The organism is Paractinoplanes aksuensis (assembly GCF_024137025.1).
Lineage (GTDB): Bacteria > Actinomycetota > Actinomycetes > Mycobacteriales > Micromonosporaceae > Actinoplanes > Actinoplanes aksuensis.
In genome coordinates, this window is the sequence record NZ_JAMYJR010000010.1 from 153,159 (window position 1) to 175,804 (window position 22,646).

20 protein-coding genes are annotated in these 22,646 nt (G+C 71.0%); 12 read left to right on the forward strand and 8 right to left on the reverse strand.

Going from position 1 to position 22,646, the window contains the following annotated elements:
- Positions 1-18 precede the first annotated feature (18 nt).
- The 4 genes from M1L60_RS11150 to M1L60_RS11165 all read left to right on the forward strand — a co-directional run bounded on the left by M1L60_RS11150 (position 19) and on the right by M1L60_RS11165 (position 4,649).
- On the forward strand, positions 19-834 hold the full coding sequence (locus M1L60_RS11150; RefSeq protein ID WP_253237281.1) for an SAM-dependent methyltransferase: 816 nt from the start codon (positions 19-21) through the stop codon (positions 832-834).
- Between the two features lie 70 nt (positions 835-904).
- Positions 905-1,327 carry a response regulator gene (locus M1L60_RS11155; RefSeq protein ID WP_253237282.1) on the forward strand — a complete coding sequence of 141 codons (423 nt, stop codon included), beginning with the start codon at positions 905-907 and terminating at the stop codon, positions 1,325-1,327.
- A gap of 112 nt (positions 1,328-1,439) precedes the next feature.
- Positions 1,440-3,449 (forward strand): sensor histidine kinase, encoded by a 2,010-nt coding sequence (locus M1L60_RS11160; RefSeq protein WP_253237283.1) that lies wholly within the window; start codon positions 1,440-1,442, stop codon positions 3,447-3,449.
- A 66-nt stretch (positions 3,450-3,515) separates the two neighbouring features.
- Positions 3,516-4,649: a response regulator gene (locus tag M1L60_RS11165; RefSeq protein ID WP_253237284.1), complete on the forward strand. Its 1,134-nt coding sequence runs from the start codon at positions 3,516-3,518 to the stop codon at positions 4,647-4,649.
- Here M1L60_RS11165 and M1L60_RS11170 read toward each other — a convergent pair.
- On the reverse strand, positions 4,646-5,014 hold the full coding sequence (locus M1L60_RS11170) for an Hpt domain-containing protein (RefSeq protein WP_253237285.1): 369 nt from the start codon (positions 5,012-5,014) through the stop codon (positions 4,646-4,648). The genes M1L60_RS11165 and M1L60_RS11170 overlap by 4 nt on opposite strands.
- A 68-nt stretch (positions 5,015-5,082) precedes the next feature.
- On the opposite strand from M1L60_RS11170, the gene M1L60_RS11175 reads away from it, so the two are divergent.
- The 4 genes from M1L60_RS11175 to M1L60_RS11190 are packed head-to-tail and all read left to right on the forward strand — an operon-like array spanning position 5,083 to position 9,559.
- Positions 5,083-7,404: a putative bifunctional diguanylate cyclase/phosphodiesterase gene (locus tag M1L60_RS11175; protein WP_253237286.1), complete on the forward strand. Its 2,322-nt coding sequence runs from the start codon at positions 5,083-5,085 to the stop codon at positions 7,402-7,404.
- 9 nt (positions 7,405-7,413) lie between these two features.
- Positions 7,414-7,935, forward strand: a complete 522-nt coding sequence (locus M1L60_RS11180) for a hypothetical protein (RefSeq protein ID WP_253237287.1) — start codon at positions 7,414-7,416, stop codon at positions 7,933-7,935.
- Positions 7,932-8,792 carry an SCO6745 family protein gene (locus M1L60_RS11185; protein ID WP_253237288.1) on the forward strand — a complete coding sequence of 287 codons (861 nt, stop codon included), beginning with the start codon at positions 7,932-7,934 and terminating at the stop codon, positions 8,790-8,792. The genes M1L60_RS11180 and M1L60_RS11185 overlap by 4 nt, the downstream gene beginning before the upstream one ends.
- Entirely contained in the window at positions 8,789-9,559 is a 771-nt protein-coding gene (locus M1L60_RS11190) for a hypothetical protein (RefSeq protein ID WP_253237289.1), read from the forward strand. Before M1L60_RS11185 ends, M1L60_RS11190 begins: the two co-directional genes overlap by 4 nt.
- Before the next feature lie 9 nt (positions 9,560-9,568).
- On the opposite strand, the gene M1L60_RS11195 is transcribed toward M1L60_RS11190, so the two are convergent.
- The 7 genes from M1L60_RS11195 to M1L60_RS11225 form a co-directional block, all read right to left on the reverse strand.
- A complete protein-coding gene (locus M1L60_RS11195; protein ID WP_253237290.1) occupies positions 9,569-10,714 on the reverse strand; it encodes an ABC transporter substrate-binding protein in 1,146 nt (381 codons plus the stop codon).
- A gap of 151 nt (positions 10,715-10,865) precedes the next feature.
- Complete coding sequence (locus tag M1L60_RS11200; protein ID WP_253237291.1) at positions 10,866-11,630, reverse strand: ABC transporter permease; 765 nt, start codon at positions 11,628-11,630, stop codon at positions 10,866-10,868.
- Positions 11,627-12,448 carry an ABC transporter ATP-binding protein gene (locus tag M1L60_RS11205; protein ID WP_253237292.1) on the reverse strand — a complete coding sequence of 274 codons (822 nt, stop codon included), beginning with the start codon at positions 12,446-12,448 and terminating at the stop codon, positions 11,627-11,629. The genes M1L60_RS11200 and M1L60_RS11205 overlap by 4 nt, the downstream gene beginning before the upstream one ends.
- Positions 12,445-13,287: an ABC transporter permease gene (locus M1L60_RS11210; protein WP_253237293.1), complete on the reverse strand. Its 843-nt coding sequence runs from the start codon at positions 13,285-13,287 to the stop codon at positions 12,445-12,447. Before M1L60_RS11210 ends, M1L60_RS11205 begins: the two co-directional genes overlap by 4 nt.
- Positions 13,284-14,279 carry a TIGR03842 family LLM class F420-dependent oxidoreductase gene (locus tag M1L60_RS11215; RefSeq protein WP_253237294.1) on the reverse strand — a complete coding sequence of 332 codons (996 nt, stop codon included), beginning with the start codon at positions 14,277-14,279 and terminating at the stop codon, positions 13,284-13,286. Before M1L60_RS11215 ends, M1L60_RS11210 begins: the two co-directional genes overlap by 4 nt.
- Positions 14,280-14,288: 9 nt before the next feature.
- Positions 14,289-15,689 carry a dihydropyrimidinase gene (gene hydA / locus M1L60_RS11220; RefSeq protein WP_253237295.1) on the reverse strand — a complete coding sequence of 467 codons (1,401 nt, stop codon included), beginning with the start codon at positions 15,687-15,689 and terminating at the stop codon, positions 14,289-14,291.
- Positions 15,686-16,525 (reverse strand): nitrilase-related carbon-nitrogen hydrolase, encoded by an 840-nt coding sequence (locus M1L60_RS11225; RefSeq protein ID WP_253237296.1) that lies wholly within the window; start codon positions 16,523-16,525, stop codon positions 15,686-15,688. Before M1L60_RS11225 ends, hydA begins: the two co-directional genes overlap by 4 nt.
- A 177-nt stretch (positions 16,526-16,702) precedes the next feature.
- On the opposite strand from M1L60_RS11225, the gene M1L60_RS11230 reads away from it, so the two are divergent.
- From M1L60_RS11230 to M1L60_RS11245, 4 genes are all read left to right on the forward strand, one after another.
- Positions 16,703-18,076, forward strand: coding sequence for an aminotransferase class I/II-fold pyridoxal phosphate-dependent enzyme (locus M1L60_RS11230; RefSeq protein ID WP_253237297.1), 1,374 nt, complete (start codon positions 16,703-16,705; stop codon positions 18,074-18,076).
- A gap of 19 nt (positions 18,077-18,095) precedes the next feature.
- Positions 18,096-19,397, forward strand: a complete 1,302-nt coding sequence (locus M1L60_RS11235; RefSeq protein WP_253237298.1) for an aspartate aminotransferase family protein — start codon at positions 18,096-18,098, stop codon at positions 19,395-19,397.
- A gap of 156 nt (positions 19,398-19,553) precedes the next feature.
- Positions 19,554-20,462 carry a sugar phosphate isomerase/epimerase family protein gene (locus tag M1L60_RS11240; protein ID WP_253237299.1) on the forward strand — a complete coding sequence of 303 codons (909 nt, stop codon included), beginning with the start codon at positions 19,554-19,556 and terminating at the stop codon, positions 20,460-20,462.
- On the forward strand, positions 20,462-22,540 hold the full coding sequence (locus tag M1L60_RS11245) for a PQQ-dependent sugar dehydrogenase (protein WP_253237300.1): 2,079 nt from the start codon (positions 20,462-20,464) through the stop codon (positions 22,538-22,540). The genes M1L60_RS11240 and M1L60_RS11245 overlap by 1 nt, the downstream gene beginning before the upstream one ends.
- Positions 22,541-22,646 lie beyond the last annotated feature (106 nt).

The following is a 22,646-nucleotide window of genomic DNA, read 5'->3' on the forward strand; positions in this document are numbered from 1 at the left end:
TTTGCCTACGCTCGGGCCATGAACGTGCTGGGGGAGCAGGTGGCCGTGCTGCCCGAGGTGGATCCGCAGCGGCCCAGCGTGGCCCGCATCCACAACTTCCTGATGGGCGGCAAGCACCACTTCGCGGCCGACCGGCAGGCGGCAGCCGCGGCCCGGGGCGCGATGCCCGAGCTGCCGGCCATCCTGCGGCTCAACCGCCAGTTCCTGCGCGAGGTGGTGCGGATGGCGACCGAGGCCGGCGTCGACCAGTTCCTGGATCTGGGCTGCGGCATCCCCGCTCCGGGCAACGCGTACGACGTCGCGCGCCAGTTCGACCCGCGGAGCCGGGTGCTCGGGGTCGATGTCGAGCCCGTGGCCTTCGTACACGGGAAGCAGCAGCTCGCCGGGGACCCGGGGGCCGACGTCGTCTACGGCGATCTGCTCGACGCGGACGAGGTGCTGGCCTCTCCCTCCGTACGGGAAATTCTGGATCTCGATCGGCCGGTGTGCCTGCTGCTGGTGTCGGTCGCGCACTTCATCCCCGACACCGGGCGCCTGCGGGCGGCGCTGGAGCGGTATCGGGCGGCGGTCGTGCCCGGCAGCCTGCTCGCGCTCAGTCACGCCTGTCGCAAGCGTCCCTCGCCGCGCGTCGAGCAGGTCCGCCGCATCTACAACAACACCACCGCCCCGATGGTGGCCCGGGACGAGGCCGAGACGACCGCCCTGTTCGGCGACTGGCCGCTGCGGGAGCCGGGTGTGCAGTCGTTCCGCCAGTGGTGCTCGGCGCCGGGCCGGGAGTGCGAGAGCGAGACCGCCGAGAACGCCTTCCTCGTCGGAGTGGCCGAGAAGCCATAACGTGAAACCGGCACATCCCGGTCTATCTCGGGCTCATGCTTGCAGAGTGGCCCCGAACATCGGAGCGAAGATGCCCTCAGTACTGATCGCCGAGGACGACGAAGACATCGCCCTGATCCTGAGCCGGCTGCTCAAGCGGGCCGGGTACACGGTGACGCACGCCCCCGACGGCCAGCGGGCGTTCGAGATGGCGGTCGCCGACCGGCCCGACGTCGTGCTGACCGACCTGGGCATGCCGCGGATGGACGGGCTCGAGCTGACCCGGTCGATCCGCGCCCACCCCGAGCTGCGGGACACGCCGATCGTCATGCTCAGCGGCCACCTGCACCCGGGCGACAGCGGGCCCATCGCGGCCGGCGTGTGCGTGGTGCTGCTCAAGCCCTGCCCCAACGACCGGCTGCGCGAGGTCGTCACCGAGCTGACCGAGCTCGGCGCGCACGGGCACTCCGGCGCCGACTCGGGCTGCCCCGCGATATGGCCGGTATCCGTCTGAAACAGATTGTTGTCGTGAGACATATGAAAGCGGGCCTAGGGTATAAATAGCCCGAGCCCGCGATGCGCGGGAGGCTGGTTGCGGGCGGGCCGCGTGGGGGATCGGGCAACCCATGGTCGTCGTCGACGAGGCCGTCCTGGCCGATCCGGACCGCCTCGGCGCCGTCCGCACGGCCAAGCACACGCTCCCGGCCCTGCCGCTCGCCCCCGACGCCCTGGCCCGCCTGGCCGGGCGCCTGCTGGCCGCGGCCGAGGCCCAGCTGACCCTGGTCGACCGGGAGGGTGTGCTGCTGGCCGGCGGGCACGGGCCGCCCGACGCTGACGTCGCCCGCTGGGCCGTGTCGGCCGACCGGCGGGTGCAGCGTGACCAGGCCCCGTCGTTCCTGGCCGTGCCGGTGCGCGACGACGCCGGGCGTCCGGTCGGCGCGCTCGCCGTGCTCGACCCCGGGGCCCGGGCCTGGACCGACGAGCACGCCCGCATCCTGACCGAGCTGACCGCGCTGGCCCGGCCCTCGGGCTGCGACTCCTATCTGGCCGCGCTGATCGACAACCTGCCGGTGGGGGTGATCGCGTGCGACACCGACGGGGACATCGTCGTGGTCAACCGGTCGGTGCGCGAGCTGATCGGCCTGCCCGTGGACGCCGCGGCCCGGCTCTACCCGACCCGGGCCACCGGCGCCCTGTTCGACGCGGACGGCCGGGTCGTGCCGTGGCGGGAGTCGCCGATCCAGCGGGCCGCGCGCGGCGAGCGGGTCGACACCGACCTCATCGTGCGGGTCGCCGGGCGGCGCGAGCGGATCATCGCGGCCACCGCCCAGCCCGTCCTCGACGACGAGGGGCGGCGGCTGGGCGCGGTCGCCATCGCCCGCGAGGTCACCGCGCTGCGCCGGGCCGAACGCTTCCGCGAGTGCCACCGGGCGGTCGAGGAGGCGCTGCGCTCGGCCGACTGCGCGACCGGGGCCGCGCCCGGCGTCCTGGCCGCACTCGGCGCCACCCTGGGCTGGCCCGCGGCCGAGCTGTGGCTGGCCGACGAGGACACCGGCGAACTCGCCCTCGGCGGCCGGTGGTGGGCCCCCGGCAGCGGCCTCGACCAGGTGCTCACGTTCGCGCCGGTCAAGGGGACCGGCATCACCGGGCGGGTGTGGTCGACCGGCCGCCCGCTGTGGGTGCCGGACATCGCCGACTCGGCCTCGCTGCGCAGCGAGGCCGAACGCCGCCGGGCTGCGGCCTGCCTGCGGGCGGGCATCCGGACCGTGCTGTCGGTGCCCGTGCGCGACGCCGACACCGTGCTGGGCGTGCTGACCTGTTACGGCAGCGCGCCCGAGCCGCACGAGGACCTGCTGGCCCTGCTGCTCGACGGCGTGGCCGCCCGGATCGGCGTCTATGTCGCGCTGCGCCGGGCCGAGGCGCTGGCCCGCCAGCTGGCCCGGGCCAAGGACGACTTCATCGCGCTGGTCAGCCACGAGATGCGCACGCCGCTGACCTCGATCGTGGCCAGCGCGGCGATGCTCGGCGACGAGCGGTCCGCGCTCGACGAGGAGGGCCGGGCCATGGTCGACGCCGTGCACCGCAACGCGACCAGCCTGCGGGCCGTGGTCGACACCCTGCTCGACCTGGCCGGCCTGGACTCGGGGCACGTGGCACTGCGCAAGGAGCGGGTCGACCTGTCCGCCGTCGTGGCCGCGGCGCTGGCCGCCGCCCGCCCGGCCGCGGCGGCCAACGGGGTCCGCCTGGTCCACGAGCGGGACGAGCCGTTGCCGCTGGACGGCGACGCCCGCCGGCTGCGGCAGGTAATGGACGACCTGCTGGCCAACGCGATCAAGTACAGCCCACGGGGCGGCGACGTCGAGGTCGTGCTGGTCGAACGGGCGGGCTCGGCCGAGCTGACCGTGACCGACCACGGCATCGGCACCCCGGCCGAGGAACGGGACCGGGTCTTCGACCGCTTCTTCCGGGCCAGCAACGTGCGGCACCAGGGCATCGCCGGCCAGGGGCTGGGTCTGAGCCTGGCCCGGACCATCGTCGAGCTGCACGGGGGCACCATCCGCCTCAGCGGTCACCCGCCCCAGGGCACGACGGTGTTCATCCGGTTGCCGATCGTTGCCGGTGGGGAAAACGCTTAGTCGCCGTCACCGCCCGTCCGATCAGGCAGTCAGACGACATTTTGACGCCATCCGCGGGGGACAAGAATGACCGAACGGCCGACCGTGCTGCTCGTGGACGACGAGAGCGCCATCCTCGAGACCCTTTCGCTGCAGCTGCGCCGGGACCACAAGGTGCTGGTGGCGGACAGCGGGGCCGAGGCGCTGCGCCTGCTCGCCTCGTCCGGCCCGGTGGCCGCCGTGATCAGTGACCTGCGCATGCCCGAGATGGACGGCGTCGAGCTGCTGCGCCGGGTCCAGGTCGAGTACCCGGACACGACCCGCGTGCTGCACACCGCGCAGAGCGACCTCAACTCGGCCATCGCGGCCATCAACGACGGCGGCGTCTACCGCTACCTGGCCAAGCCGGTCGGCACCGACGAGCTGCGGGCCACCGTGCACGACGCGGTCGAGCGGCACGGCCGGTCGACCGCCGACCGGGAGCTGCTCGACAAGACGCTCAAGGCCAGCCTCCAGGCCCTGTTCGGGGTGCTGCAGCTGGCCAGCCCGCTCGCCTTCGCCCGGGCCGGCCGCATCCGCACCCTGGTCTCCGAGCTCTGCCACCAGATGCAGCTCGACGCGCTGTGGGAGATCGAGGTGGCCGCCATGGCGTCCCAGCTCGGCGCGGTCACCCTGCCGCCGTCGGTGCTGGCCAAGCTGGACAAGGGCCTGCCCTGCACCGACGACGAGCAGGGCATGGTCGACGCCATGCCGGGCGTCGCGGTGCAGCTGCTCAAGAACATCCCGAACCTGTCCGACGTGATCGAGATCGTCCGCGGGCTGAGCCTCAACCCGCCGCCGCACCCGAGCCCGCTGGTCGAGGCGGCCGTCGACGTCATCCGGACGGCCATCGACTTCGAGACGCTGGAGAGCCGCGGCCTCGAGGTCGAGAGCGCGATCACCGTGCTCGAGTGCCGCGACCACAGCGCCCTGAACGTGCTGGCCGCGCTGCGCAAGGTCAAGGGCTGCGTCCAGGTCAAGGAGAAGGTCCGCGGTCTGCGCGTGGTCGACCTCGAGGTCGGCATGCGGGTGGCCGAGGACATCGTGGCCACCAACGGCCTGGTGCTGATCGGCCGGGGCATGGTCGTCACCGAACTGCTGCTCGACCGGCTCAACAACTTCGCCCGGATGATCGAGATCATCGAGCCCGTGCTCGCCGTGCCCGGCGCGCGCCGGTTCTAGGCCTCGCCGGCCAGCTTCTCGAGGATCGGCAGCACCAGCGCCTGCTCGCAGGCGATCCGGCCCAGCGTCAGATCGGGGTCGGGCACGAAGCCCGCCCGGGCGGCCTGCTCGACCTCGGCGAAGACCGCGGCCAGACTCGCCGCCCCGATGTTCGAGGCCGACCCCTTCAGCGCGTGCGCGTGCTCGCGCAACGTGTCGGTGTCGCCGCCGCGCAGCAGCTCGCTCAGCCGGTCGACCCCGGCCGGGGTCTTCTGCAGGTACGACCGGATCAGCCGGCCGAGCAGCGCCTGCTCGGCCGGGCCCGGCTCGTCGCCGGCGATGTCGGCCAGACGGTCGCGGACCTCGTCCTCCCGGCTGCGCTCCATGCGTTCCATCCTGCTGTCCCCGGCCCGGCGCCGGGGGAGAAACCCGTGAGCCCGTGAAGGAGGTCGCAGTGCGGAGTCCTACGATGCCGTTCCGCGCTGCCGATTCCGTCGAGGTGACCAACGATCAGCGCGCACCCCTGCGGTACGTCCTCGCTGCCTTCGTGGTCACGCTGCTGGGCGGGTTGTGGTTCCTGACCCGGCCCGGGCCCGAGGCTCTGGCGTACGTCTTCAACCCGCTGGCCGGTCTGGCCGCGATCGGGTCGATCGTCGCCCTGCTGCGCCGCTCCCGGCTCGAACCGGCCGGCCGCCGCTTCTGGCGGCAGCTGCTGGCCGGCAGCATCGGGATCGCCGCCGGCTTCGCCTGGCTGGCGGTCACGGCCTTCCAGGTCTCGCCCGCACTGCCGTACATGTCGTACGCCACCGCCGTACCGGCCGGTCTCGGGCTTTTGATCTCGATGTGGGCTGTCATCCGGGTGCCCCTGGGCGTCTCCGGCGCCACCGCCCGTCGCAAGCAGCTCGTCGACCGGTCCATCGCCTTCGTCGGCGGCGGCAGCGTGCTATGGAGCTTCGCCCTGGTCCCGATGGCCACCTCGGACGCGGGCTGGACCGTGCAGGCGCTCGTGCTGACCGGCCTCGTGCTGCTCATCGGCCTGGGTGCGGTCGTCAAGGTCTCGTACATCGCCGGGGGCCCGGTCGACCGGCGGGCGCTGCGGCTGATCGCGGCGGCCGCGCTGGTCTCGGGCGGCATCGCGCTGCTCTCCCAGTACGGCGACGACGGGGCGCTGCTGGCCCAGTCGGTCGTCATGCCCGCCGCCTTCCTGCTCGTCACCGGCGCCGTGCACCAGCAGGGCAGCGCCGCCGGGTCGCGGTCCCGCCGGGTCAACTCGTGGCTCCCGTACGTCTCGATGCTCGCCATCGACGCCTCGCTGCTCGGCGTGCTGCGCGGCAACCTCGCGTGGCCGGACCGCGTGGTCCTGGTGGCCGTCGTCGTGCTCACCGCCCTGATCGCGGTGCGCCAGCTGGCCGCGACCCGCGAGAACCACCGCCTGCTGGACGAGAAGCGGGCCACCGAGGCGCGCCTGCGCCACGACGGCAGCCACGACGGGCTCACCGGCCTGGCCAACCGCAGCCTGTTCCGCGAGCGGGTCGTCGCGGCCATGGCCGCCGGCGAGGCGACCGTGCTGCTGGTCGACCTGGACGACTTCAAGGCGGTCAACGACTCGCTCGGCCACGACGTCGGCGACGAGCTGCTGACCTCGGTGGCGGCGACGCTGCGGGAGGTGGCCGGCCCGCACGGGCTGGCCGCCCGGCTCGGCGGCGACGAGTTCGCGCTGCTGCTGACCCGGCCCAACCCGCTCGGCGAGACCGTGGCCGACCGGTTGTTCGACGCCCTGTGCGAGCCGATCGGCCACCACCGCCTGCTCACCCACGCCAGCATCGGCATCGCCACCGCGACGCCGGGCGTCGGGATCGACGAGCTGCTGCGGCAGGCCGACATGGCCATGTACGCGGCCAAGCAGCGTGGCAAGGGCAACCGGGTGCGCTTCCACGACGGCATGGAAGAGCCTGTCATGGCCCACGCCCGGATCGGCGGCGACCTGCGCCGCGGGCTCGAGGCCGGCGAGTTCCGCCTGCACTACCAGCCCATCGTCGCGCTCGGCGCGGGCGAGGTGATCGGGGTGGAGGCGCTGGTCCGCTGGGACCACCCGACCCGCGGCCTGCTGCCGCCGGGCGAGTTCATCCCGGCCGCCGAGGCCACCGGGCTGATCGTGCCGCTGGGCCGGTTCGTGCTGCGCGAGGCGTGCCGGCAGGCCGCGGCCTGGCTGACCGAGTTCGGCCCGGACGCCCTGCAGAAGGTCGCGCCCAACGTGTCGATCCGCCAGCTGCACGACCCGGACTTCGTCGAGGACGTGCGGATGGCGCTGGCCGAGAGCGGCCTGCCGGCCGACCGGCTCGTGCTCGAGCTGACCGAGTCGGCCGTGCTGCGCGGCCAGCAGGTCTCGCGCACGTTGCACGAGCTGCACGCGATGGGCGTACGCCTGGCCCTGGACGACTTCGGCACCGGGGAGTCCTCGCTGAGCCTGCTGCGGTCGTTCCCGGCCTCGATCATCAAGCTCGACAAGTCGTTCGTGGACGGTATCGAGCTCGACGAGCCCGGATCGCCCGCGGCCGAGGCCCGTCAGGCCGTGGCCCTCGCGGTGGCCCAGCTGGCCGGCGCGCTCGGGCTCGACACGGTGGCCGAGGGGATCGAGTCGCAGGAGCAGGCCGACCGTCTGCGCAGCCTCGGCTACACGCTCGGGCAGGGCTACCACATGGCCCGGCCGATGCCGCCGGAGCGCATGACCGAGATGCTGTCGCGCCGCACCGTGGCCGTCGGCGCCGGGGCTTAGGGTTTGGCGATGGACACAGCGGACGACGGCACGCGGACGGCCCGGAGCCTGGGCGAGCGGCTGGAAGCGATGCACTTCGCCGAGCTGGGCCAGGACCAGGCGACGACCCGCATCATCGACACGATCGCCGAGTGGGCCGAGGGTCAGGGCTGGCGGGTCTACCGGCGGGCGCCCAGCGTCTTCCCGTTGCCCCCGCCGCTGCGCGGCCACTCGGTGCTCGACGTGGCCTGCGCCCGGCCCGGCGGCCCGCCGCTGGCCATCGAGGTCGACCGGCTCGACCGCCCCCGCACGGTCGACAAGCTGCTGGCCGAGGCGGCGGCGGGCCGCGTCGCGATCTGGGTGCGCTGGGGCGCGGGGCCGTTCACCCCGCCGCCGCTGCCGGTGCACATGGTGACCCGGGCCGCGGCCCGTACGGCCGGCGCGTGGCACACCGTCACCGACCGGCCGCCACCGGAGCACTCGGTCGCGCCGATCGAGAACGCCGTGGCTGAGGAACTGCCGTGGAACGGGAACGAGGAGGGTTCGAAGTGAGCGAGTCGCCGCAACGCCGGGCCTGGCGAGTGACCGAGCCGATCCACGCCATGATCTATTTCGCGCCGGAGGCGCCCGAGCGCTACGCCGGGCTGGGCGTCGGCCCCCAGGACGGCTACTTCGCGTCCCGGGCGGCCGCGTTCGGGCCGTGCGGTCCGGGTCTGGTCACCGCCACCTTCTACAACTTCAACCCGGCCCTGGTGGCCCGGGCCCTGCCCGCGGTCTGGGCGAGCACCACGCCGGCCGCGATGGCCGAGGCGCGGCTGTCCGCGGTGGACGCCGCGCTGACCCGCGGGCTGGGCGCCGAGACGCTCGCTTCGGCCGAGGTGGCCGAGGCGGCCGGACTGGCCCGGGCCGCGGCCGAGGCGGCGACGGCCTGGCCGCAGGGCCGCCCGCTGTTCGCCGCGCACGCCGAGCTGCCCTGGCCGGATGAGCCCCACCTGGTGCTGTGGCACGCGCAGACGCTTCTGCGCGAGTTCCGCGGCGACGGGCATGTGGCGGCGCTGGTGGCGGCCGGGGTCGGCGGGATCGAGGCGCTGGTGCTGCACGCCGCGTCGGGCGAGACCGACGAGCGGTTCCTGCGGGTCAGCCGCGGGTGGCGGCGTGAGGCGTGGGCCGCGGCGGCCGACGGGCTGCGCGACCGGGGCCTGCTCGACACCGGCGGCCTGACCGACGCCGGCCGGGAACTGCGGGCCGGGCTCGAGGCGACCACCGACCGCCGGGCCGAACCGGCGTACGACGCGATCGGCGCCGACGCCTGCGTCCGCCTGGCCGACCTGACCCGGCCGCTGAGCCGGGCCCTGGTCAAGGCGGGCATGTTGAATCCGAGGCTTCCGGAAAGGGAGAGCCGGCGATGAAAGCGATCAGTCATCCGCCCTCGTGGTGGGCCCAGTTCCTGAACGCGACCGAGCGGTTCGACGGCGCGTCGGTCACCGAGGGGCTCAGCGACGAGATCATGCCCAAGATCACCTCGCGGCTGCTGCGGCGCGAGGCCGAGATCGCGGCCGAGTGGCGGGTGCGCCACCTGAACCGCCCGGCCGGCGGCGAACTGCTCGAACGGTCGGACAAGGCGGTCGACCGTCTGGAGGCGACGGTGGCCCGGCTCAGCGAGCGCGCGGCCGACGAGGAGGGCTTGGCCGAGGCGTACGCGTTGCTGGATGTCCTCCGGGGCCGCTACCCCGAGGGGGCAGCCGGGATCGAGCCGTTCGCCGGCACGATGCCGCTGCTGCGCGTGTTCGTCGAGGGCATGCGCCTCGAACGGTTCGACATGGGACTGGCGATGCGGCTGATCGGCGCCGGTCAGACACCGGCCGCGGCCGTGCGGTCAGGCCTGGCCGTCGGCAAGTACGGGTGGTGGCCGGACTGGCTGCTCGGCGTGGTGACGGAACGGGCCCTGGCCGGCACCCTCGACGCGGCCACGATCACCGCGCTCGACCAGTGCGCGTACGCCGACCTGAGCCCCTGGCAGGCCCGGATCGCCCGCCGCCTGCTGGGCCGCGAGGAGGAACTGGTCGAGGCGACCGCGCAACGGCTCGAGAGCCTGGGTGCGGTCGCCGCCGCGGGCAAACTTCGCGGCGGCGACCTCACGGCAGTCGCGCTGGCAGCGCGGATGGTCCCGATCTAGGGGCGGCGGTCAGGCGCCGCCCTCGGTCAGGGTGACGGTGGTGGGCTGGAACGAGGTGCCGTTGACGTCGACCCCGGCCGCCTTGGCCGCGGTGATGGCCTGGTTGATGTAGTCGTTGGTGAAGGCCAGGCCCTCGGGCGCCTTGGTCAGCACGGTGTCGCCGGTCTGGTTCTTGGTGGTCATCGAGATGTCCACGGTCTGCTTCCAGGCCGCCTCGTCGATCACGCCGATGCCGCCGGGCGCGGGCCAGATCAGCTTGTTGGTCTCGTTGGTCTGCCACAGCTGGTGGCTCTTGCCGAGTTTGGAACCCTTGGCCACGACCAGATCGCGGCACTTCTCGGCATTGTCGCGGCAGAACGCCCAGCCCTGGATCGTGCCGGTCAGGAACTTGATGGTCTGCTGCTGGTAGGCCGGGTCGTCGAGCTTCTCGGTGTTGGCCCACACCGCGTCCTGAAGCATCGAGGAGCCCTCGTTCTTCCAGTCGATGATCGAGAAGTCGTCGGCCGTGTACAGCTTGCCGGTGGCCGGGTTCTTGGCCTCGAGCAGCTGGGCGTACTCGTTGTAGCTCATGGCCTGGGCAGCGTCGATCTCTTTCTTCAGCAGCGCCTGCATGTCGAACTGCTGCTGCACCAGCGTGACGTCCTTACCGGGGTCGAGCCCGGCCTTGGTCATGCCCGCGAACAACTCGTACTCGTTGCCGAAGCCCCAGTTGCCGACCTTCTTGCCCTTCAGGTCGGCGGCCTTGGTGATGCCGCTGTCCTTCCAGGCCACCTGGTACGTGCCCGAGCGCCCGAAGATCTGGCCGACATCGGTGATGCCGGCGCCCTGCTCGCGCGAGGCCAGGGCCTTGGGCACCCAGGCCACGGCGTAGTCGGCCTTGCCCTGAGCCAGCACGGTCTGCGGCACGATGTCGACACCGCCCTCGAGCAGTTCGACGTCGAGGCCCTGCTCCTTGTAGAAGCCCTGGTCGACGGCGGCGATGTAGCCGGCGAACTGGGCCTGGAAGAACCACTGCAGCTGAAGCTTGACGGGGGCGAGGGCACCGCCGCTGCCACCGGGGGCGGGGGTGGTCGGCTCGGGATCGGCGGTGCCGCAGCCGGCCAGGATCATCACGGACGTGGCGGCTACGGCGGTCAATATTCGGATTCGTCGCATGGATGCCTCCGTTTCATGGGGGTTGTTGTCCACAGGGCACCGTGGTGGTTGTCCACAGGGCGCCGGCAAGATCGTGCGAATTTTGGAAGGATTGCTGTGTTGGATGGGGGCCCCCTTTGGGAGGGCGGGCCCTGCGTTGTGGTGGGTCGGGTCAGGCGATGAGGCGGGTGCGCCACGGCATGGCCAGGCGCTCCAGCAGCAGCGTGGTGAGATAGAAAACGAGTCCGAGCAGGCAGGCGCCGATCACGAAGGCCCAGGCACGGGGGTAGGCGGTGAACGCGGCAGCCGACGTGATGCGGGAGCCGAGTCCGGTCTGGAGGCCGCCGAAGTACTCGGCCACCACCGCGGCGATCACCGCCAGCGACGACGCCTGCCGCAAGCCGGTGAAGACGTAGGGGAGCGCGCCGGGCAACCGCACCTTCACCGAGAAGGTCCAGCCACTGGCCGCGTATGTGCGCATGAGCTCTTGATGGATGGGATTGACCTCGCGCAGGCCCCGCAGCGTGTTCACGAAGACCGGGAAGAACACGATGATGGCCGTGACCAGCCGGCGTGGGATGCTGCTGGTCGACTCGAACATGTTGTTGAGGATCGGCGCGAGCGCGATGATCGGCAGCGCGTTGAGGACGGCCGCGAACGGGATCGAGACCTCGGTGAGCGGCTTGAAGCGGCTCGCCGCCATCGCCACCAGGATGCCCAGCGCCGCGCCGGCGATCAGGCCGATCAGCGCGTTCGTGCCGCTGGCCAGCGCGGCCTCCCACACGTTCTGCCGTTGGGCGACCAGCTCTTTCCAGATCGCCGACGGCGCGGGCAGGATGAACGGCGCGATCCGTCCGAGTGAGACAGTGAGTTCCCACGCCACGATCGCCAGAACGCCGACGATCACGGGTGGGAGGACCGCGCGGGTCCACTTCATCGCGCGTCCGTTCCCGCCGCGGCGCCCTCGGAGGCGCGCGGCGGCGGGGCGGCAGCCGGTGTGCCGCGCAGGGCCTGGCGGACCTCGGTGATTTTTTCGAAGAAGGCGGGTGACTGCCGGCCCGCGTCGTCGCGGCTCGGGAGGTCGACCGTGATCGAAGCGGTGATGCGCCCGGGCCGGGCCGACATCACGACCACCCGGTTCGAGAGGAACACCGCCTCGGAGATGGAGTGGGTGACGAAGACCGTGCTCGTGCCGGTCTGGGTACAGATTCCGAGCAGCTCCGACTGCAGCCGCTCGCGAGTCATCTCGTCGAGTGCGCCGAACGGCTCGTCCATAAGCAGCAGGGGCGGTTGCACGGCCAGGGCCCGGGCGATCGCCACCCGCTGCTGCATGCCGCCGGAGAGCTGGGCCGGATAGTGCCCGGCGAAGTCCTCGAGCCCGACCAGTGTGAGCATCTCTTCGGCCCGCGCCTTGCGCTCGCGCTTGGACAGGCCGCGAAGCTCGAGAGGCAGTTCCACGTTGCGCAGCACGGTCCGCCACTCGAAAAGGCCCGCCTGCTGGAACGCGATGCCGTAGGCCTGCTCCTTGCGAGCCTGGCCGGCGCTCTGACCGGCGACGGTCACCGTGCCGGTGGACGGCTGGATGAGGTCGGCGATCAGTCGCAGCAGGGTGCTCTTGCCGCAGCCGGACGGGCCGATCAGCGACACGAGTTCGCCGTCGGCGACGGTGAGGTCCACCTCGGACAAGGCGGTCACTTCATCCGTACGGCCGCGGTTGAAGGTCTTGGTGACCTTGTCGACCACCACAGCGCTCATAGCGTGACCACCTCCACGTGGCGGCGGTGCCGCATCAGCGGCAGTTCCAGCAGGCTGACGAGTCCGGCGACGACCAGGCCGAGCACGGCCGCCCCGAGCATCGCGGTGTAGACCTTCGCGGGGTCCGAGGTGGCCTCGCGGGAGTACTCGATGATCAGGCGGCCGATGCCGCCGCGGGTGCCGGTGGAGATCTCGCCGACCACCGCGCCGACCACGGCGGCCGCCCCGGCCAGGCGCAGCGCCGGGAACAGGTAGGGCAGAGCGGACGGGAAGCGCAGCTTGACCAGTGTGCGCCACCACCCGGCGGCGTAGCTGCGCATCAGCTCGACCCCGCTGGCCGACGGCGACTGCAGACCGCGCAGCATGCCCACCGCGACCGGGAAGAACGCCAGGTAGGCGGCGATCACCGAGACCACGGCCCAGGGCGGCATGATCGTGCCGCCCCACCCGGCCACCAGCGGCGCCAGCGCGACCAGCGGCACCGTCTGGGAGAGAATGACGTACGGCAGCAGGCCGCGCTCGACGATGCGGAACCGTTCCATCGCCACCGCGAGCAGCAGCCCGATCAGCGCGCCGATGACGAAGCCGGCGGCCGTGATGCCCAGCGTGAACAGGCAGGCCGAGGCCACGACGATCCAGACCGGCCGGCCGCCCGTGAGCTCGGGGCGGCCCAGCCGTTCCAGCACCGTCCACAGGTGCGGCATCGACAGGTCGTCGGCCCGCGGCAAGATGCGGACCCCGAACAGCACCGTGCCGTCCGGGTTGCCGACGGCCTTGTACCCCTCCCAGAGCGCCGCGGCGACCGCGAGTCCCAGGAGGACGTACAGGGCTCTCTTCACGACAGCGCCGGGATGACGTGATTCCCGTACGCCTCGAGGGTTTCCTCTTTGGCGTCGTGCTGCAGGTAGACCGCGAACTGGTCGACCCCGAGCGCCCGCAACTCCTCGAGCCGCTTGAGGTGGTTCTCGACCGGCCCGAGGATGCAGAACCGGTCGACCACTTCATCCGGCACGAACGACGTGTGCGTGTTGCCCGCGCGCCCGTGCTCGGCGTAGTCGTAGCCCTGCCGGCCCTTGATGTAGTCGGTGAGCACCTGCGGGACCGTGCCGTCGCTGCCGTAGCGGGCCACGATGTCGGCCACGTGGTTGCCCACCATGCCGCCGAACCACCGGGTCTGTTCCCGCTGGTGGGCCAGGTCGTCGCCCACGTAGGCGGGCGCGGCCACGCAGAACTTGACGGCCATCGGGTCGCGGCCCGCCTGTTCGGCCGCCCGCCGGACGGCCCCGATCATCCAGGCCGCGATGTCGGGATCGGCCAGCTGCAGGATGTAGCCGTCACCGACCTCGCCGGTCAGAGCCAGAGCTTTCGGCCCGTACGCCGCCACCCAGACCTCCAGACGGCTGTCCGGAGCCCACGCGAGCTGCTGTTCGGTCCCCCGGAGCTCGACCTTCTCGCCGTTGGCCAGCCCGCGGATGACCCCGATCGACTCGCGCAGCTGGGCCAGCGACTGCGGCTGGGCGCCCAGCACCCGCAGCGCCGAGTCGCCCCGGCCGATGCCGCAGATGGTGCGGTTGCCGTACATCTCGTTGAGGGTGGCGAAGAGTGAGGCGAGCACCGTCCAGTCGCGGGTGCCCGGGTTGGTGACCATCGGGCCGACGATCACCCGCTCGGTCTCGTCCAGGATCTTCGAGTAGATGACGAACGGCTCCTGCCAGAGCACGTGCGAGTCGAAGGTCCAGACGTGGCTGAACCCCTTTTGTTCCGCCAGCTTGGCCAGCTCGACCACTTGTAAGGCCGGCGGGTTGTTCTGCAGTACTACTCCGATGTCCATACGCGCCCCTCACATCAAATAGTCGGAGAGGCTGCGGGGGACGTACTTGCCGCGACCGGCGCGGCCCGTGTACTCGCCGCCGCGGCTGATGACCTCGCCGCGGGACAGGACCGTGTCGACCTTGCCGTCGATCTCCCAGCCCTCCCAGGCCGAGTGGTCCATGTTCATGTGGTGGGTCTCGACGCTGATCCGGGTGCGCCCGTTCGGGTCGTAGAGCACGATGTCGGCGTCCGAGCCGGGCGCGATGATGCCCTTGCGCGGGTACATGCCGAACATGCGGGCGGGCGTGGTCGCGATCGTCTCGACCCAGCGCGCCAGCGACAGCTTGCCGTCGACGACGCCCTGATAGAGCAGATCGACCCGGTGCTCGACGCTGCCGATGCCGTTCGGGATCTTCGAGAAGTCGCCCAGCCCGAGCTCTTTCTGGTCCTTCATGCAGAACGGGCAGTGGTCGGTCGACACCACCGACAGGTCGTTGGTGCGCAGGCCCTGCCACAGGTCGGCCCGGTGGGTCTCGTGCTTGCTGCGCAGCGGGGTCGAGCAGACCCACTTAGCGCCCTCGAAGCCGGGCGCGCCGAGCTGGTCCTCCAGCGTCAGGTACAGGTATTGCGGGCAGGTCTCGGCGAAGACGTTGCGACCCAGGTCGCGGGCCGCCTTCACCTGTTCCAGGGCCTTGGACGCGCTCAGGTGCACGATGTAGAGCGGGCAGTCGGCGGCCACACTGGCCAGCCAGATGGCCCGGCTGGTGGCCTCGGCCTCGAGCTCCTGCGGGCGGGTCAGGCCGTGGTTGATCGGGTCGGTCTCGCCGCGTTCGAGGGCCTGCTTGACCAGGACGTCGATGGCCGGCCCGTTCTCGGCGTGCATCATGATCATGGCGCCGTTGTCGCGGGCCTTCTGCATGGCCCGCAGGATCTGGCCGTCGTCGGAGTAGAAGACGCCCGGGTAGGCCATGAACAGCTTGAAGCTCGTGATGCCTTCCGTGCCGACGAGCTGGTCCATGGCCTTGAGGGCGTCGTCGTCCACGCCGCCCAGGATCATGTGGAAGCCGTAGTCGATGTGGCAGTTGCCGTCGGCCTTGGCGTGCCACGCGGCCAGCCCGTCCGGCACGACCTCGCCGTACCGCTGAACCGCGAAATCGATGATCGTGGTCGTGCCGCCGATCGCCGCCGCCTTGGTGCCGGTGTCGAACGTGTCGCTGGCCGCCGTGCCGCCGAAGGGCAGCTGCATGTGGGTGTGGGCGTCGACGCCGCCCGGGATCACGTACTTGCCGGTGGCGTCGATGACCTCCGGCCCGTCCGGCGCCTGTCCGGGTGCGAAGATCGCGGCGATCGTCTCGCCGTCGACGAGCACGTCGGCCGCATACGGTCCGGTCGGGCCGATGACCGTCCCGCCCTTGATCAGGATGCTCACAGCTCCACCGTCCGGGTGTAGCTCTCGGGGCGGCGGTCGCGGTAGAACTGCCAGCGCTCGCGGACCGTCTTGATCAGGCCCAGGTCGAGGTCGCGGACGATCAGTTCGGGGTTGTGGGTGTCGCCGACCTCGCCCACGAACTTGCCCTCGGGGTCGACGAAGTAGCTCTGGCCGTAGAAGTCGTTGTCGCCCAGCGACTCGGTGCCGACCCGGTTGATCGCGCCGATGTAGTACTCGTTGGCCACCGCGCTGGCCGGCTGCTCGAGCTGCCACAGGTAGCTCGACAGGCCGCGGCTGGTGGCCGACGGGTTGAAGACGATCTGCGCCCCGCCCAGACCGAGCTCGCGCCAGCCCTCGGGGAAGTGCCGGTCGTAGCAGATGTAGACGCCGACCTTGCCCACCGCCGTGTCGAAGACGGGGTAGCCCAGGTTGCCGGGGCGGAAGTAGAACTTCTCCCAGAAGCCCTTCACCTGGGGGATGTGGTGCTTACGATATTTGCCCAGGTAGGAACCATCGGCGTCGACCACGGCGGCGGTGTTGTAGAGGACGCCCTCCTGCTCCTTCTCGTACATGGGCAGGACCATGACCATGCCTAGTTCGGCCGCCAGGGCCTGGAAGCGCTCGGTGGTCGGGCCGGGGATGGACTCGGCGTACTCGTAGTACTCGGCCTCCTGGACCTGACAGAAGTACGGGCCGTAGAAGAGTTCCTGGAAGCAGATCACCTTCGCCCCCTGGGCGGCGGCGTCGCGGGCGTAGTCCTCGTGCGCCTTGATCATCGATTCTTTATCGCCCGTCCACGTCGTCTGGACGAGGGCGGCGCGAACGATGTCGCTCATGAGTGCCCCTCTCATTGATGCCTGGGCGCGGTGGAAGCGCCTGTGATCGTGTGTCTACTCCCCGTCATACCAGCTGCGCTAGGCCTTGAATGTCGGCTTCGGATGCCGTAGGACACTAATGACACACATCGAGGCGAACAATTGCCTGGTTGTAACGGACTGTTTCGGAGAGGTAATTTGCTCGCGCTGATCACCGGGGCGGTCGACGACCGCAGCGCCCGGGGCATCGCCGCGGCCGTGAGCCGCCTGGTGACCGCCGGGCAGCTGCCGGCCGGCACCCGGCTGCCGACCGTCCGCGACGTCGCGCGCGAGCTCGGGGTCAGCCCGACCACGATCAGCGAGGCGTGGCGCAGCCTGACCCGGGCCGGCGCCATCGAGACCCGGGGCCGGTCGGGCACGTACGTGGCCGCGCCGATGCTGCCCCGGCAGCGGCTGCGCTACTCCCAACTGGGCGGGGCCGCGGCCGCGTCACTCGACCTGTCCACCGGCATCCCCGACCACGACCTGCTGCCCGACCTGACCGACGCGCTCAAGCGGATGGGTGACGGGCGCCTGACCTCCAGCTATCTTGACGAACCGGTGCTGCCGGCCCTGGAAGCCGTGCTGCGCGAGCGCTGGCCGTTCCCGCCCGAGCGGCTGACCGTGGTCGACGGTGCCCTCGACGCCCTCGACCGGCTGATCGGCGAGGTGGTGCGGTTCGGCGACCACGTGGTGGTCGAGAACCCGGCCTTCCCGCCGCTGCTCGACCTGCTGCAGACGGTCGGGGCCACGGTGGTCGGCGTGCCGATGGACGCGTCCGGGATGCTCGCGGCGGGCCTGCGGCGGGTGCTGTCGGACTATCCCGCGGTTGCCGTGTTCCTGCAGCCCCGGGCCCACAACCCGACCGGCGTGAGCATGTCGTCCTCGCGGGCGGCGTCGCTGGCCGAGGTGCTGGGCGACTTCCCCGGCGTGCTGGTGATCGAGGACGACCACGCGGGCGACATCGCCACCGCCGGCCCGGTCAGCCTCGGCCGGCTGCTGCCGGAGCGCACGGTCCACATCGCCAGCTTCTCGAAGTCGCACGGGCCCGACCTGCGTCTGGCCGCGGTCGGTGGGCCGGCCAGTGTCATCGGCCCGGTGGCCGACCGGCGGCTGCTCGGGCCGGGCTGGTCGAGCCGGCTGCTGCAGGGGGTGCTGCTCGACCTGCTGACCGATCCGGTGGCCACGGCTCAGATCCGCAAGGCCCGCGACGCGTACGCAGCCCGGCGGGCGGCCCTGCTCGGTGCGCTGCACGAGCGGGGTGTGACCGCGACCGCGGCCGACGGCATCAACCTGTGGATGGCCGTCGACGACCAGCAGATCGCCCTGGTCACGCTGGCCGCCCACGGCATCGCCGTCTCACCCGGCGCCCCCTTCTGCGTGACGCCGCTGGAGAGCGACCATGTTCGGGTGACAGCCGGGCTGGTCGCCGAGGGCGTCGACGCGCTGGCCGACGCGCTGGCCGCGGCGGCCCTGTCGGACAGCCGCGGCAGTGGCCCACGAGCCCGTCCGCACCCGCGAGGCTGGCGATGACCTTTCGAGAGGACTGACCATGAGCGATGACCTGCTGGCCCGCCACCGCGCCGTCATGCCGGGCTGGATGCCGATCTATTACGGCGACGACGCGTTGGAGATCGTCAGTGGCTCGGGCCGCCGCGTCACGGCCTCCGACGGCCGTACCTATCTGGACTTTTTCGGTGGCGTGCTGACCAACATGATCGGGTACGACATCGCCGAGATCAACGAGGCCGTGCAGCGTCAGCTGGCCACGGGTGTCGTGCACACCTCGACGCTGTACCTGATCCGGCAGCAGGTCGAGCTGGCCGAGAAGATCGCCCGGGTCTCCGGCATCCCCGACGCGCGCGTGTTCTTCACCAACTCGGGCAGCGAGGCCAACGAGGCCGCGCTGCTGATGGCCGCGAACGTACGCCGCTCCAACCAGATCCTGGCCGTCAAGAACAGCTACCACGGCCGGACTTTCGCCACCATGGCCGTCACCGGGCACCGCTCCTGGTCGTCGAGCTCGCTGAGCCCGTTGCAGGTGCAGTGGCTGGCCTCCGGCGACCGGTTGCGCGGGCGGATGGCCGGGCTGGCCGACGGCGACGTCCTCGAGGCGGCGGTCGACGATCTGCGCGAGGTGCTGGCCACGGTCACCGCCGGGGACGTGGCCGCGCTGATCGCCGAACCGATCCAGGGGGTCGGCGGGTTCGTGGCCGGGCCCGACGGGGTGCTGGGGGCGTACCAGAAGGTTCTGACCGAGACCGGCATCCTGCTGATCGCCGACGAGGTGCAGACGGGCTGGGGCCGCACCGGCGAGCACTTCTGGGGTTACCAGGCCCACGGCGTCACGCCCGATCTGCTGACGTTCGCCAAGGGCATCGGCAACGGCTTCGCGCTGGGTGGTGTGGTCGGCCGGGCCGAGGTGATGAACGCGGTGCCGGCGATCAGCTTCTCCACGTTCGGCGGCAACCCGCTCTCGATGGCGGCCGGTACCGCGGTGCTCGACTACGTGCTCGACCACGATCTGCAGGCCAACGCGGCCCGGATCGGCGCGATCCTCCTCGACGGACTGCGCGCGCTCGACCTGCCGAGTTTGGGCGAAGTGCGGGGAAAGGGGCTGATGATCGGCGTGGAAATCGTCCGGCCGGGCACGAACGAGCCCGACGCGGCGGCCACGGTGCGTGTCTTCGACGAGTGCCGGGCCGGCGGTCTGCTGGTCGGCAAGGGCGGTCTCTACGGCAACGTGCTGCGGATGGGACCGCCGTTGACGCTGACCGAGGCCGAGGCTCACGAGGGACTGTCCATCCTCACCGGCGCTCTGTCGCGCGTGGACGCGGAGGCGCGCATAAGCTGACATCTGGTTACATCAACGAACGCCTCAGTCACTATCGGTGGCTGGGGCGTTTTGCGTCAACTGTAGAAACTTTTGAATTTCTCGATCAAAGTTCCCTTCCCTTCAAACGAAACACGTGCGTAACCTCATCGAACGATGTCGTTCGAAGGAGAAGCAATGCCGCAATCCCTGAACCGTCGCCAGCTTCTCGGCGCCGCGGCTGCCGCCGGGGCCGCTGCCACCATTGCTGTTCCCGGCGCCGCGCACGCGGGCGGCTCGCACCACTCGTCCCGCCGCGTGCCCAAGGACCAGATCAGCGTGCAGCTCTACACGCTGCGCAACCAGCTCACCATCAACCTCGAGGAGAGCCTGGCCGAGCTGCGCGAGATCGGCTACACCCGGGTCGAGCACGCCGGCTTCGTCGGCCGCACCGCCGCACAGTTCCGGGCCGCCCTCAACGCCGCCGGCCTGCGCGCCACCTCGGGGCACGTCGGCATCCCGCAGCCGTTCAACGCCTCCACGTGGGAAGCCGCCCTGGAGGACGCGAACATCGTCGGCAACAAGTTCATCGTCCACCCGTTCTTCGGGCAGGGCGCCAACGGCCCGGTGCGCGACGCGGCCGTCTACCGCGCGTTCGCGGCCGACCTCAACAAGGCCGGCAAGCTGGCCCGGCGGGCCGGCATCTCGTTCGGCTACCACAACCACCACGCCGAGTTCTTCCGGCAGAACGGCACCAAGCTCACCGGCATGGACATCCTGTTCAACGAGACCGACAACAGGTACGTCCACTTCGAGGTCGACCTGTTCTGGGCCTTCCGCGGTGCGCACGACCCGGTCGACCTGATCAAGGAGAACCGCGGCCGCATCAAGCAGGTCCACGTCAAGGACCTCGACATCAACGCCAGCTTCGCCGACGCCGGCGACGGGCTGATCGACTTCGGCCGCATCTTCGAGCACTCGAAGGAAGCCGGCCTGGTCGAGTACATCGTGGAGCGTGACGACGCCGGTTCGCCGCCGCGCACGCCCGCCGACGCACTAGTCACCGCCCAGCGCGCTTACACCTACCTGGAGGGGCTCCGTTTCTGATGCTTCGTCGTCTGGCAGTTCTCAGTGTCGCGGGGGCGGCCTTGCTGGTCACCCCCTCAGTGGCCGTGGCCGGTGGCGGATCCGCCAACCAGCCGCTGCCGCCGTCCTCCGACTTCCAGAAGGTCACCCTCAACGACTTCCCGGGTGAGCCCATCGCCCTCGCCGTGCTGCCCGACCGGCGGGTGCTGCACACCGCTCGCGGCGGCGAGGTCCGCATCCACGAGCCCGCCACCGGCCGTAACGTGCTGGCCGCGAACATCCCGGTCTACCTGCACGACGAAGAGGGTGTGCAGGGCATCGCGATCGACCCGGACTTCAAGCGCAACAACTGGGTCTACGTCTACTACTCTCCGGTGCTGAACACCCCCAAGGACGACCCGCTGACCCCGCAGGTCAACGAGGGTGACGCGCCCGCCGAGGGCACCCCGGCCGACTTCGCGCCGTTCAAGGGCCACCTCCAGCTGTCGCGCTTCAAGCTGCAGGGCAGCACGCTCAACCTGCGCACCGAGCAGAAGATCATGCAGGTGCCGGTCGACCGCGGCTGGTGCTGCCACGTCGGCGGCAAGATCGATTTCGACAGCAAGGGCAACCTGTTGCTGTCCACCGGCGACGACAGCAACCCGTTCTTCTCGAGCGGCTACGTGCCGATCGACGAGCGGGCCAACCGCAACCCGGTGTTCGACGCTCAGCGCACCTCGGCCAACACCAACGACCTGCGCGGCAAGGTCCTGCGGATCAAGGTCAGCGCGAACGGCCGCTACACGATCCCCAAGGGCAACCTGTTCAAGCAGGGGACGCCCAAGACCAAGCCCGAGATCTACGCGATGGGCCTGCGCAACCCGTTCCGGTTCACCATCGACCCCAAGACCGACGTCATCTACCTCGGTGACTACTCGCCGGACGCGCAGCAGCCGAACCCGGCCCGCGGCCCGGCCGGGCACGGGCGCTGGCTGGCCATCGACAAGCCGGCCAACTACGGCTGGCCGTACTGCGCCGACGCCGACAAGCCTTATGTGGACTACGACTTCGCCACCGGCACCTCGGGCGCGGCGTTCAACTGCGCGGCGCCGGTCAATCAGTCGCCCCACAACACCGGCCTGACCAAGCTGCCGCCGGTCGAGAAGGCCGAGATCGCCTACACCTACACCGCCAGCGCGGAGTTCCCCGAGCTCGGCACCGGTGGCATCGGCCCGATGGGCGGCCCGGCCTACGACTACGACAAGAGGTCGAAGTCGGCGACCAAGTGGCCGGCCGCGTTCGACGGCAAGCCTCTGTTCGCCGAGTGGACCCGCGACTGGGTCAAGGCGCTCACGCTCGACCGGCGCAACCAGGTCACCAAGGTCGAGTCGGTGCTGCCCGACCTCGTCTTCGACAACCCGATGGACCTCGAGTTCGGCCCCGACGGCGCGCTCTACGTCCTCGAGTACGGCGACGGCTACTTCGCCGAGAACCCGGACGCCCAGCTGTCCCGGTTCGACTACGTGCGCGGCAACCGCACGCCGATCGCCAAGATGACGGCCACGCCGACCTCGGGCCAGGCGCCGCTGACGGTGCAGTTCTCGAGCGCCGGCACGACCGACCCGGACGGCGACGCCCTGCGGTACGAGTGGTACCTGGACAACGACAACCGGGTCGACTCGCGTTCGCCCAACCCGACGTTCACCTACACCAAGAACGGCAACTACCGCCCGACGCTGAAGGTGACCGACCGCACCGGCCGGTCCTCCTCGGCCGAGGTGCGGCTGCCGGTCGGCACGGCGGCCCCGGTCGTCACGTTCGTCACCCCGCAGGAAGGCCAGCCGTTCGCGTTCGGCGACACGGTGAACTTCGAGGTGACGGTGACCGACGACGCGCCGGTCGACTGCTCGCGGGTCACGGTGACCTACGTCCTCGGGCACGACCAGCACGGCCACCCGCTGTCCACCGCCTCCGGCTGCACCGGTTCGATCGTCACGTTCCTCGACGCCGGTCACGCCGGCGCCGACAACTTGACCGGTGTGTTCGTGGCTTCCTACACCGACACGGGCGACCCGGCCCAGACCGGCACGGCGACCGTCGTGCTGCAACCCAGCAACTGACGTAACACGTTCAGGGGCCGGCAGGCGTTCTGCCGGCCCCTGAACTTACGTTCTGCCGAACCTTCGGTGACCGAATCGTCACACCGTGGCGAAACATTGATGTGTT